A 12,385-nucleotide genomic window follows, 5' to 3' on the forward strand; every position below is an offset into this window, starting at 1 on the left:
ATTACGGGGGTCATTCCATTCATGTCCAGACTTTCAACGGCGAAGTTCTTGCCGCGGTTCAAGCTCGGCACCAAGGCCGTGCTGTGCGCGGTGTTGCTGATCGCCGTGAACACGGCGCTGGTGGTCGGTGCGGGCTATTGGTCGCTCACCTCCGCCTTCAATGATCGCGCGCTCCGCGACATCGAGGTCAATCTGCGCACGCTGGCGCTGGCTTTTGCCGAGATCGTTCCCGACGCCAAGATCACGGTGAGGGACGGCGCGGTGGTGCGCGCCGAGATCCCCAAGATGCCCGAATTCAGGGATCACGCCATCGTCGATCGCGCGGTGTCCTATGTCGGCGGCAACGCGACACTGTTCGTCTTTGACGATGCGAGCGGGCAGTTCGTGCGCCGCTCGACCAATGTGAAGAAGGAGAATGGCGACCGCGCCGTCGGCACCCAGCTCGCCGCCGATCATCCGGGCCAGGCGCTGCTGCGCCGGGGCGAAGCCTATAAGGGGCCTGCCACACTGTTCGGCAAGTCCTTCATGACCGCCTATTTCCCGGTCGTGGACGGGGCCGGCAAGGTCGCCGGCATTCTCTATGTCGGCATCCCCATGGCCCAGTTCGAGAGCATGCTGGCCCGGGCAATCGAGAGCATGGCGGCCGCCGCCGGGCTTGCCGCGCTGCTGGTGCTGGTCCTGACCCTCGTGATCGTCCGCCGCGTCACCCGGCCGCTCACCTCGGTCGCGCGCTCGCTCACGGCATTGGCCGAGGGTTCGAGCAACGTCACGATCGAGTGCGAGGATCGCGCCGACGAGATCGGCGAGATCGCCCGCACGGCGGCGGTGTTCAAGAGCAATTCGCTGGAGCGGGCGCGCCTGCGCGGCGAGCAGGCGGCGGCCACGGCTGCCGCAGCCGAACAGCGCAAGGCGGAGCTGCGCAATTTCGTCGAGGAGTTCCGCGGCAGCGTCGGCGGCATCCTCGACAAGGTGCTGACATCGTCAGGCGAATTCGAACGGGTGGCGCGGCAGCTCACCGATACCGCACGCTCGACGGCAGAGCTGTCGGCGCAGTCGGCCGGGGCGTCCGAAAGTGCCTCAGATCACGTGCGCTCGGCAGCGTCGGCCTCCGACGAATTGTCCCAGTCGATCTCCGAGATCACCCGGAGGGTGCAGGAATCGAGCGAGATCTCCGCCGAGGCGGTGCGGCAGGCCGAAGCGACCGACCAGCGCATCGCGCAGCTCTCCGAGGCGGGCGCGCGCATCGGCGACGTCGTCAAGCTGATCACCTCGATCGCCGAGCAGACCAACCTTTTGGCGCTCAACGCCACCATCGAGGCGGCGCGCGCGGGCGATGCCGGTCGCGGTTTTGCGGTGGTGGCCCAGGAGGTCAAGACACTCGCCGGCCAGACTGCCAAGGCGACCGACGAGATTTCGAACCAGATCGCCAGCATGCAGCTTGCAACCGAGGAATCGGTCGCCGCGGTCAAGGGGATCGGCCAGACTATCGAGCGCATCAGCGGCATCGCGAGCTCGATCTCGGCTGCGGTCGAGCAGCAGCGGAGCGCGACCCATAACATCGCGGCCAGCGTTCGCGCCGCGGCCTCGGGCACAGCGGATGTTGCGGTCAATGTCCGGCACGCCGCCAAGGGCGCGAGCGAGACAGGCGAGACCTCGAGCCGGATGTTTGCATCGGCCCAGGCGCTGTCGGGCGAGAGCCTGCATCTGAAGGCCGAGGTCGACGGCTTTCTGGACCGCGTGCACGCGGCGTAATGTGAACTGACACCGTCATTCCGGGGCGGTCCGAAGGACCGAGCTCTGGTGCGCAATTGCGCACCAAAGAATCTCGAGATCCCGGGTCTGGTCCTTCGGACCATCCCGGGATGACAGTAAGTTACTTCGGCTGCGGCACGATGCGGATGTAGGGCTTCGGCTCTTTCCAGCCCTGCGGGTATATCGTCTTGGCCTCATCGTTCGAGACCGAGCCCGCGATGATGACGTCCTCGCCCTGCTTCCAGTCTGCGGGGGTCGCGACGCGGTGCTTGGCGGTCATCTGAAGCGAGTCGATCACGCGCAGGATCTCCTGGAAGTTCCGGCCCGTGGTCATCGGATAGACCAGCACCAGCTTGATCTTCTTGTCCGGCCCAATGATGAAGACGTTGCGGACGGTCTGGTTGTCGGCAGGCGTGCGGGTGAGGGGATCGCCCGAGGTCGAAGCCGGCAGCATCTCATAGAGCTTCGAGACGTTGAAATCGGTGTCGCCGATCATCGGATAGTTGGGAGCCGCGCCCTGTGTCTCCTTGATGTCCTCGGACCATTTGGCGTGGCGGTCGACCGGGTCGACCGACAGGCCCATCAGCTTGACGCCGCGCTTGTCGAATTCCGGCTTCAGCTTGGCGAGTGCGCCGAGCTCGGTCGTACAAACCGGCGTGAAGTCCTTGGGGTGCGAGAACAGGAGCGCCCAGCTGTTGCCGATCCAGTCGTGGAACTTGATCTTCCCTTCGGTGGTCTCAGCTTCGAAGTCGGGTGCGGTGGCGCCGATCGGAAGTGTCATGGTTCTACCTCATCACATTGAATTTGCTTGTGAATTTGTCCTGGCCGTCATCGTCAGTATAGGCTGTGAGCGAGCTCAAGTGAACCGGCTCAAGTAAAATGTGAATTCCTTCTCTGAAGGGCCCATGTCCTAGCACCTTTCTGTTACAGGGGCGCCTGCGGCGAAACATCTCCACCGGGGCCGCACGGTCTCAATTGCCCCGATAAAGCCTTTTATGACCCGCATCACGCCCGCGCGACGCTCTCCGGAACCGAAATGGTCCTCGTAGCGACTAATCGGCAACCATCGAGAAAAGTCGCGATCCCCGTAGCCAATCATTAACCACCCCTTTACGCCCGCATGAAAATGCTGGCCGGTCAGAAGAAATCTGGAAGTGAACTATGTCTGCCCCTGCGCCTAAATCTGTTGAGTCGCCGTCCCTCGAGCCGTCCTGCCGCGATACCGCAGCCCACGCACTGACCATCGTGCGCGACGGCGTGATCACTGGCGAAGGCCCGACCACCAAGGGCCGGGTCCATTTCTCCCGCGCGCTCGATGCCGACGACACCGCCTGGTGCGCCCGCATCCTGACTGCCGCCGCCGTCAACGACCAGCCGGTCAGCCGCAATGAGGCCGAAGTCCTGTTCGAGATCAACGAGGCCGCAACCGAACGCACCGATGGCGGACGCTTCGACGACCTCCTGGCCAAGGCTGTTGCCCATTACGCAGCCAGCGCCTCGGGCCTGAAAGTGCCTCCGCGCAGCGTCGCGCTCGCGGCCGAGACCGACATCGAGAGCTGGGCGCCGGCCTACGCCTCCAAGGTCAACAGCGAGATGCTGGAGTGGATCGCCGGCCAGATGCGCGGCAAGCGCCACAACAATCGTCGCCTGATGGCGATGGTGGCGACCTTCCTCGGCGCCACCGCGCTGCCTCTGGCGGGCCAGCTGCCGAACGTGTTCGACATCGGCATGTGAGAACCAGAGCGTTTTCGAGCGAAGTGGATACCGGTTCGCGTGAAGAAAACGCGTTAAAACAAAAACGAGATATTCTCGCGCCCCTTGCGGGGCGCGAGCGAAGCGGCGGGGTTACTTCCCCGCCGTTTTTTGTTTGCCGGTGTCCGGCTCGAGGCCGAGGGTGCGGCCGGGGAAGCCTGCGGCGTCGAAATAACGCTGGCTGCCGACGCGCTGCACGTTGAGCACGGTCTCCAGACCGTTCTCGGACTTCTTCTTCGACCGCTCCACGGTCTTGTAGGCCTTCGGCACGATGCCGTTCGGTAGCGCCTCCGACATCACGCGGCCGACGAGGCCCCCGTTGCCCGAGCTGCGCAGGCCGAGGAGCTGGGCCGCGGTCATGCCGACGTCGGCATTGCTGACCGGGATCTCGCTGACATAGGCGGTTTTGAAGTCCGGACCGATGGCGGCCATGAAGTTCATGGTGTCGCCGCGGCTGAAGCTGCCATGCATGCCCTGGCCCTGGCGCAGCACGGTGTCGGCGACCTGCACCGAGCAGTTGGTCGGCGCCTCGCCGCACTCGCTGGCATAGGACCGGAAGTTGACGACGATCGCCGGTGTCGGCGTCGCCGACTTGCCGCGCAGGTTGATGCTCGACAGCGGCAGCGTGCCGGGGAAGCGGCCGAGGGAGTCGTCGACGAACAGGCCCGAGACGTAGTCCTGCTCGAGCAGCGTCTTGATCGTCTTCGCGGCGAGCTTCTTGTCCTTGTTGGGCAGGTAGATCAGGTCCGAGCCGCCATTGGTGGCGATGACGAGATCGGGTTTCTCCGGATTGGCTCCGAGCACGCCGTTGCCGGCCTTGGGATGCTTGTTCCCTTCGACCTTGGCGTTCTTGTCGTTGGGATCGAACAGCGGCAGGTCGAGCGCCTTGGCGAGATCGATCGCCAAAAAGCCCATCGGCAAGAAGTCCTTCGGCGTGTCGTCATAGCTCAGCTTGGCCGAGGGGCTGGTCTTGCTCTCCTTGGAGATGGTCGAGAAGCCGTGGTCGGCCTGGATCATGATGTTGGTGTTGGCGGCGAGGCCGAGCTCGTCCAGCGCCTTGCGGATCTGGGCGAGGTTGTTGTCGGCGTTCTTGATGCTCGCCATCGTGCTCGGACCGTTGATGCCCGGCATGATCTGGTTGAGGCTGTCGCCCTGGTTGTGCTGGGTGCCATCAGGGTCGCGCGACCAGAACACCAGCACGAACGGCTTGTTGCGCGCCTTGAACATCGGCAGCACCACCTTGGTGGCGACGTCGGCGAAATAGGCCTGCTGGGCGACGTTGGCGACCGTGGTGCCCGGCGTCTTGGCATCGCCCGCCTTGCCGTTGTCGCCACGGCTCGGGGTGGTGAGGGGGAGGTTCGCCTTGGTGAGCGCGTCCTTCATCTCGTCCGAGAGCGCCACGCCGTTCTTGCCGCCGGTGGAATCGTCGATGACGACCGAGTGCTGTCCCGGCTTCTCGGGATGGTCGGTGTGGTCGAACTGATAGGTCGGGCCGACCTTGCCGATCGCCGCGGTGCTGAGGCCCTTGTCGCGGGCCATCTTCAGGATGGTCTCTTCGTTGAGATAGTCGCCCTTGAAATGCTCGTCGATGTCGCCGAGGACGGCGTCGTTCTCGATGAAGGGGACCACGGTGTCGCCGGCGGGGACGGAGGTGTAGTTGGTCCAGATCGTGTTGGAGAACACGCCGGTATCGCCGAGATAATGGCCGGTCGAGATCGCCGAGCCGTTCGCCATGGTGAAGGTCGGGAACAGCGAGTGCGAATTCTTGAAGTTGACGCCCTTGTCGCGGACCTCGGCCATTGCGGGTGCCGTCTCCGGCGTCACCTTCAGCGCGCGCAGGCCGTCCGGAATGAACAGGATCAGGTTGCGGGGCGTGTTGTTCTGGGCGGAGGCAAATCCGGTGGACAGTACTGTCAGTCCGGCTGACAGCAACACCAGTGAACGGCGCATCGTGGTCTCCTAGCGGTGAGGCGGCATGGCCGCCGACCGCGGCCCCCGCCTTCGTTTAGTTTTGCTGTATGACAGTTTTGTTACAAGAGGCGGAGGGGTATGAAATAGGGTTGGGGAGGGCCTCAACCTCACGGACAAGTCATTGCGAGCGTACTTTGTAGGATGGGTAGAGCGAAGCGAAACCCATCATGCGTCCCCGTAGACAAAAGGTGATGGGTTTCGCTTCGCTCTACCCATCCTACGGCCTCCCAGACACAGCTTCGCATCCTCGCGGCGCATTTCGCCCGAGCTTTGCTGCATCTCATCACCCCCAGTGAAAGAGGGCGCAGGGAAGACCGGGTGCCGGCCGGGCACCCACGGTCCACTGTGCGAAAGGTGGCAACAAGAATTTGCACAGCGGCATACAGGTGAAGCCAAGCATCCGGCCTTCCCTGCGCAGTGGTTGGAACGGCGTATGTCGTGCTCTCCCCGGGGAGCGATGCACTATTGCCCCCGTCGCCGTGCAGATGGCTGATGCGCGTGCCCGGTCGGGCCGCCGCATCACCGCAAGACTTGACGCACAGACCCCGGGCGCCAGGACCACACGATTTTGCCGTACGTGAACCGCACCTGTCGCTGGCGCGACGCTCTCGCTCACGGTTGCCCGCCCTGCGAAGCTTGTCGCGCCGATGTGGTCCACGCCCACCGCCGCCCGGCCCACGTTCGTGACGATCGCGATACGCCCTCTTCCTCGGGCCGGAGTGCGCAATATCTAACAAAAATCCGAATTCGAATAAAGAGAATTATATTGTCGCCGTGCCGTTGACCCGAATCTGGGTGTTTCGCCCCGATGCGGCGCAAGCAATTGTGGTCAGGACGGTCAATCCGGTGCAGTCGGTACCCGCGTCCGTGCGAGCACCTGCGCCGTCGCCGTCGCATAGTCGCCGCCATTGGCCAGATCGCGGCGGAGCGATGGCGGCGCCGTGTGCAGGGCGTAGATGATCGCGACCTGGGTCCGGTTCTGCAGGCGATATTTTCGCATGATGTTGCCGATATGCGCCCGCACCGTGTTTTCGGAGATCTTGAGCTCGTAGGCGATGTTCTTGTTCTGCAGTCCCCGCGCGATCAGCATCATCAGTTCGCGTTCGCGTGGTGTCGGCGCAATCAAATCCTTCAGATCCCGGCTCATGGCTTGCTCCTCCCTTGGCATGCGAAATGAATTTGGCCCCCCAGCATCTTCTCACTCCGTCTTGAGCGCCTCGATTGGGCTGAGCTTGGATGCCTTGTGGGCGGGGTAAAAACCAAAGACGAGACCGGTCGCGATCGAGAAGGCGAGGGAGAGGCCGATCGCCTGGCCGTCGATCGAGGTGATCCACCCGGCCATGCGGGCGACCGTCATCGAGAGCGTGACCCCGCCGCCGACGCCGATGGCGCCGCCGAGCAGGCAGAGGACGAGCGCTTCGCAGAGGAACTGGAGACGGATGTCCCGCATCCTTCCACCAAGCGCGCGGCGGATGCCGATCTCCCGGGTGCGCTCGGTGACCGACACGATCATGACGTTCATGATGCTGATGCCGCCGACGAGCAGCGAGACCGAGGCGATGGCGACGAGCAGGAGCGCGACGGTGCGGATCGCTCCCTGCTGCGCTTCCATCGCGGCGGCCGGATCCTGCACCTTGAAATCGTCCTCCTGGCCGGCGGGGACCCGGTGGCGCTGCCGCAGCAGGCTCTCGATCTCCGATCGCGCCCCCGCCATCTGACCGTCCGCGGCGACCTTGGCGATGATGTAGGCCACCGAATCCCTGTTGATGTTGCTCGCGCTACCGAGGAAGCGCAGCTTGGCCGTGGTGAGCGGCACGAAAGCGACATCGTCCTGCGCCGGTCCCTTGCGATCGAGCACGCCGACCACTTCGAGCGGAACCTTCATGATCCTGATCTGCGCGCCGATGGGATCGTCGCCCGGCGCGAACAGCTCGCGCGCGACCGTGCTTCCGAGGATCACGACCTTGCCGGCGCCGGCTTCTTCAGCGCCGGAAAAATAGCGCCCGGTCGCAAGCTGCCAGTCGCGCACCATGAAGTGTCCGGTCGTCGTCCCGTTGATCGTCGTATTCCAGTTCTTGCCCTCGTGGATCACTTGCGCGGTTCCGGCAATCGAGCCGGCCGCGGCCTGGACTTCCGGAATCTGCTCGAGGATGGCCTGCACGTCGCTCTCGGTCATGGTCAGCTTGCTGCCGTCCTTGAGGCGCACGCCGCCCTGGTAGACCGCGCCGGGGGTGATCATCAGCACATTGGCGCCGATCGACCGGATCTGCTCCTGAAGGCGGAGCTGGGCGCCTGACCCGATCGCAAACACGGTGACGATGGAGGCGACGCCGATCACGATGCCGAGCATGGTGAGGAAGCTGCGCAGCGGATTGAGGCGCAAGGCGTGAAGAGCGATCTGAAAGCCCTGGAGCATCGTCATGATGCGGCGCTCCGTTTCGGCAGGACCGGAGCGAAGGATTCGTCGGCGACGACCTCGCCGTCATGCAGGCGGATCGTTCGCCGGCACTGCGTCGCGATGCCGGGATCATGCGTGATCATCACGATGGTCTGGCCGGTCCGGTTGAGCGCGGCGAACAGCGCCAGGATCTCGGCGCCGGTGCGGCTGTCGAGCGCGCCGGTCGGCTCGTCGGCGAGCACGATCAGTGGAGAGGCGATCAGGGCGCGGGCGATCGCGACGCGCTGTTGCTCTCCGCCCGAGAGCTGCCGGGGGAAGTGATGGGCCCGGTGCAGCATGCCGACGGCCTCCAGGCTTTGCTCGGCGCGCGAAAGGCGCTCCTTCCGGCCGACGCCGCAATAGACCAGCGGCAGTGCGACATTCTCGATCGCATCGTGACGGGCGAGGAGGTTGTAGGACTGGAACACGAAGCCGATGCTGCGGGCGCGCAGGGACGAGCGGCGGTCTTCCGAGAGATCGGCGACGTTGGCGCCTTCGAGGAAGACCGCGCCTGCGCTCGGCAGATCGAGCAGCCCGATCATGTTCATCAGCGTCGACTTGCCGGAGCCGGACGGCCCCATCACGGCGACGATCTCGCCTTGCTCGATGTCGAAGCTGACATTGCGCACCGCAGCCACCGCTATGCCGTCGGTGCGATAGGTCCTAGAGACGGACTGGAGGCTGATGAGGGGCGGAGAGGCGGTCATGATCCGAACCTGATGCCGAGAAACTCCATGCCTGTCGGACGGATGGCCTGGCCGACGGCCACCTGATTGCCCTCGACCAGATCTCCGCTCTTGAGCGCGACCTGTTCGGTGCCGGCCGCGCCGACTGTCACGGCAACGCGCTGGAGCGCGCCGCTCGCGGTGCGGACCCATACCCCACTGTGTGCGGCGTCCGGCCGGGCGCCGGAGGGTTGGAAGCGCAGCGCGGCGAGCGGCACTTTCAGCACGTCGTCATGCCGCTCGATCACGATCTTCACCAGCGCGGTCATTCCGGGCAGCAGCGCGCCGTCCAGGTTGGAGGTCGCCAGCACGACGGTGTAGGTGACGACGTGCTGCTGGTTCTGCGGCGCCTTGCGCACCTGCCGCACCACGGCCTCGAAGCGGCGGTCCGGGTAGGAATCCACCGTGAAATAGGCGTGCTGTCCGGAGGCAATGCGCCCGATATCGGCTTCGTCGACCTGAGCGTGAATCTCCATGTCCTCGAGACGGTGCGCGACCACGAAGGTGGTGCGCGATTCCAGCCCGACCGCGAGTGTCTGGCCCTCGTTGACGAACCTGCCGACGACGACGCCGTCGATCGGCGAACGGATCACGGTGCGGTCGAGATCGGCCTGCGCCGCGGCGAGAACGGCCGCCTTCTCCGGCACGGCCATACGCGCCTGCTGCAGTTCCGCCTCGATCCGGCGGACGTCGGCCTGCGCCCCATCCACCGAATAGGAGTTGAGGGACACCATCACCTCCGCTTCGCGCTCCTGCGCGAGGCGGGCGGTGAATTCGGTCTGGGCATCGTCGACCGTCGTCGTCGCCACCACGTTTTGCGACTGGAGCGCCAGCTTCCGCTGGAGCGTCTTCTGCGCCGAGCTCTTGACCGCCTGCGCGCTCTCGAGCTTGGCGGCGAGCACGTCACGGCTGCCCTTGGCGTTCTGCAGATCGATCCTGGCGCGGTCGAGCTTGGCGCGAGCGACGTCGACCAGGGAATTGGCGACGGCGAGCGAGGCCCTGGCTTCGTCGACCTTGGCCGCGAAGCTGCGTGGATCGATCAGGGCGAGCGGCTGATCCTTAACGACACTGTCGTTGAAATCGACATAGACCCGGGCGAGCTGTCCGGACAGCTGAGACCCCACCTCGATCGTCTTGACCGGCTGCAACGCGCCGGTGACGGTGACGGTCTGCTCGATGCTGCCGCGCTGGATCGAGGCGTAGCGGAACACGGGCGCATCCACCCCGAAGGTCGGGACCTCGCGCCCGACGGGCACGAGCAGGCGCCTGGTCGATTCATAGGCGCGGGCGGCTTTCTCCGCGGCGCTGCCGGCTGCGCCGGTGATGGTGGTCGGCCCGGCGGCGTAGAGGGCGGCGACGCCACATGCAGTTCCGAACAAGGCAATGACTGGCACAAATCGCATATCAAAACCCGCCTCTTTGAAATGGTTGCGGGGCATCACGAGAGATCGCGCTATGGTTGTAAATCTTCCCGAGCGGTCCCGATCGTCTCGGCAATATGTCGCTGGTCCCGGGCCGACGGTCGGGCGCGATTCCCGATCCAGTAGTAAAGTCTGCGGGGTGCGACCTTTCGTGATTTGCTGGGATCACATACCGGGAGTATTCGATATGACGCGCGCGGTATCGAATTCGATAAGCTGACTGCACGTCGCGTCTGGTCTGCCAAAAGCAGTAACCAGCCGGCGTTGACGTCGGCACATGGATGGCGACGCCATGACGCAGTTGGCGATACCGCGCACGCGGCCGGATGGCGACATCCGCGATACGAGGCCTCGCGTGATGCCTGTGGCGGGCTCCATTCCCCGCAATCACGAAGTCCGAGATGTGAACGCCTTCACTCGTCTTGGGCGTGTGTTGGCTCTAAGACGTCGAATCGGCGGATCGACGCTCGTGGCCCGATCCGCTCCAACTCATCCAAGCACCTTGTTTGCGATCACAAAAAGAATGCACGGCTCGCTGTTTGCTCAACGAGCCCCAAGCCGGGGAGTTTGTTGTCATGAGTTCAGATCAAGCCACAGTTTATGTCGTTGACGACGAGATTCAGATTCGAACCGCGATCGGGAGTCTTTGCGAGGAGACCGGCCACAAGGTGAGGTTGTTCGCATCGACGGACGAGTTCCTTGCGGAACGCATGTCGGCGGGGCCTTCGTGTCTCGTGCTCGATGTCCGCTTCCCGGGCACTGCGCCGACAGGGCTCGAGCTTCAGCGCCGGCTCGCGGAGACCGGCGTTCCCATTCCGATCGTCTTCATCAGCGGTCATTCCGACGTCCGCGTCTCGGTCGAGGCGATGAAGCGCGGCGCGGTCGAGTTTCTGCCAAAACCCTTTCGTGAGCAGGAGATCCTCGACGCCATCAGACATGGCATCGAGCGCGACCGCAGGCGGCTGGAGCGCGAGGATACCATGCGCGAGGCTCGCCAGCGCCTCGAGACGCTGACGGCGAGGGAGCGCGACATCATGCTGCTGATGGCAGAAGGGCTCGTCGCCAAGCAGATCGCGGCACGGCTCGGCGTCAGCGAAGTGACGGTGAAGGTCCATCGCGCCAGGATGATGCGAAAGCTGGAGTTGCGCTCGCCGATCGAGGTGGTGAGATTGATCGACAGCATCGGCCGCGAAGCGGAGGCGACGTGAGCCGTTGCGGCGACCGCACATCCGAGCCTGCGGACGGCGAGATCCTGCGCAACGTCTAGTCCGTATCGACTAGCATGAACTGCAGTCTGTCGCACCGAGCGCGATCAGTTCACAGTGATCCCTACGATGTCGGCCTCCTCCAAGACGGCATCCGAACCCAGTCAGACAACTCGGCTAGAAAGGGATTTTCCATGCGCAAATTGTTTTTTGCTTCCGTTGCCGTGCTCGCTCTGTCCTCCGCGGCGCAGGCTGCCAACACCGCAACTACGGTGCAAGTCGGGCTCGTAAACGGCTCCAGCGTGAACCAGCAGGGCCACGTGAACGACTCCTCGACCACCTCCCAGCTCGGCCTCCTGAATACCGCGACCACCATGCAGGGCACGACCACTCCGTCGCTCAACAATGCGAGCTCGGTGACTCAGGTTGGCGTCTTTGGCAACTCGGCCACCACTGGGCAGGTTGCCACGGGCAACAACACCAGCTCGATCAGCCAGTCCACGCTCTTCGGCCTCCCGCCGAACAACGCTGCCGCCGTTGGGCAGCTCGGCCTCGGCATCAACTCCAGCACCATTACGCAGCACTAAGCCAGCCCCGTATCGGCCCCGGGCGCGTCCACCGAGCGGCGCGTCCGGGTAATACTCGACAGGCCATACTCGAAATCACCGCGATCAGGTTGCCTGAACGGGGCGGCGGGTCGGCGGCTGACATTTCGCGGAGGATTATGACATGCGCACGAAATTTTTCGTTACGACGGTCGTCATGCTGAGCGCGCTGAGTGCTGTCGATGCCCAAGCCGCTAACTCGATTAGCGTGTTGCAGTTCGGCGCGACAAATCTCTCGTCCACAGTGCAGACCGGCCCGGTGAACAACACCGCGACGACGCTGCAATTCGGCGCGACCAACACCGCATCGAGCTTGCAGTTGGGATCGCTGGCTTCGGCCAATTCGGCGACGATAGGACAGGGCGGCACGACCCCCACCGCGACGAATAACGCCGCGGTCGGTCAGGTCGGCGGCGCCAACACGAGCTTGATCGGCCAGATTGGCCTGAACAACGCTGCCGGGGTGTCCCAGCTTGGCATTCTGAACGGCTCCACGATTTTGCAGCAGGCTCCCTAA

General features: G+C 64.3%; 11 protein-coding genes. 5 read left to right on the top strand and 6 right to left on the bottom strand.

The window, feature by feature from the left end:
* Positions 1 to 21 precede the first annotated feature (21 nt).
* Positions 22 to 1,752 (top strand): Cache 3/Cache 2 fusion domain-containing protein, encoded by a 1,731-nt coding sequence (locus tag AAFG16_RS21905; RefSeq protein ID WP_342740493.1) that lies wholly within the window; start codon positions 22 to 24, stop codon positions 1,750 to 1,752.
* Between the two features lie 121 nt (positions 1,753 to 1,873).
* Here AAFG16_RS21905 and AAFG16_RS21910 read toward each other — a convergent pair whose 3' ends face one another.
* The gene (locus AAFG16_RS21910) at positions 1,874 to 2,533 is read right to left on the bottom strand and encodes a peroxiredoxin (protein WP_235545731.1); all 660 of its coding nucleotides are present in this window, start codon (positions 2,531 to 2,533) and stop codon (positions 1,874 to 1,876) included.
* 380 nt (positions 2,534 to 2,913) lie between these two features.
* On the opposite strand from AAFG16_RS21910, the gene AAFG16_RS21915 reads away from it, so the two are divergent.
* The gene (locus AAFG16_RS21915) at positions 2,914 to 3,486 is read left to right on the top strand and encodes a hypothetical protein (protein WP_283086297.1); all 573 of its coding nucleotides are present in this window, start codon (positions 2,914 to 2,916) and stop codon (positions 3,484 to 3,486) included.
* Positions 3,487 to 3,597: 111 nt separating this feature from the next.
* Here the strand turns inward: AAFG16_RS21915 and AAFG16_RS21920 are convergent, their stop codons facing one another.
* The 5 genes from AAFG16_RS21920 to AAFG16_RS21940 form a co-directional block, all read right to left on the bottom strand.
* Positions 3,598 to 5,454 carry an alkaline phosphatase family protein gene (locus AAFG16_RS21920; RefSeq protein ID WP_342740494.1) on the bottom strand — a complete coding sequence of 619 codons (1,857 nt, stop codon included), beginning with the start codon at positions 5,452 to 5,454 and terminating at the stop codon, positions 3,598 to 3,600.
* Between the two features lie 859 nt (positions 5,455 to 6,313).
* Positions 6,314 to 6,622, bottom strand: a complete 309-nt coding sequence (locus tag AAFG16_RS21925; protein ID WP_342740495.1) for a LuxR C-terminal-related transcriptional regulator — start codon at positions 6,620 to 6,622, stop codon at positions 6,314 to 6,316.
* A gap of 51 nt (positions 6,623 to 6,673) precedes the next feature.
* Positions 6,674 to 7,897 (bottom strand): ABC transporter permease, encoded by a 1,224-nt coding sequence (locus tag AAFG16_RS21930; protein ID WP_342740496.1) that lies wholly within the window; start codon positions 7,895 to 7,897, stop codon positions 6,674 to 6,676.
* Entirely contained in the window at positions 7,894 to 8,619 is a 726-nt protein-coding gene (locus AAFG16_RS21935) for an ABC transporter ATP-binding protein (protein ID WP_342740497.1), read from the bottom strand. The genes AAFG16_RS21930 and AAFG16_RS21935 overlap by 4 nt, the downstream gene beginning before the upstream one ends.
* Positions 8,616 to 10,040 (bottom strand): efflux RND transporter periplasmic adaptor subunit, encoded by a 1,425-nt coding sequence (locus AAFG16_RS21940; RefSeq protein WP_342740498.1) that lies wholly within the window; start codon positions 10,038 to 10,040, stop codon positions 8,616 to 8,618. The genes AAFG16_RS21935 and AAFG16_RS21940 overlap by 4 nt, the downstream gene beginning before the upstream one ends.
* A gap of 593 nt (positions 10,041 to 10,633) precedes the next feature.
* Between AAFG16_RS21940 and AAFG16_RS21945 the strand changes: the two genes are divergently transcribed.
* The 3 genes from AAFG16_RS21945 (at position 10,634) to AAFG16_RS21955 (ending at position 12,385) form a co-directional block, all read left to right on the top strand.
* Positions 10,634 to 11,266 (top strand): response regulator, encoded by a 633-nt coding sequence (locus AAFG16_RS21945; protein ID WP_283086303.1) that lies wholly within the window; start codon positions 10,634 to 10,636, stop codon positions 11,264 to 11,266.
* A 191-nt stretch (positions 11,267 to 11,457) separates the two neighbouring features.
* The gene (locus tag AAFG16_RS21950) at positions 11,458 to 11,850 is read left to right on the top strand and encodes a curlin subunit CsgB (protein WP_283086304.1); all 393 of its coding nucleotides are present in this window, start codon (positions 11,458 to 11,460) and stop codon (positions 11,848 to 11,850) included.
* A 142-nt stretch (positions 11,851 to 11,992) separates the two neighbouring features.
* The gene (locus tag AAFG16_RS21955; RefSeq protein ID WP_283086305.1) at positions 11,993 to 12,385 is read left to right on the top strand and encodes a curlin; all 393 of its coding nucleotides are present in this window, start codon (positions 11,993 to 11,995) and stop codon (positions 12,383 to 12,385) included.

This window comes from Bradyrhizobium sp. B117, from assembly GCF_038969555.1.
Taxonomy (GTDB): Bacteria; Pseudomonadota; Alphaproteobacteria; order Rhizobiales; family Xanthobacteraceae; genus Bradyrhizobium.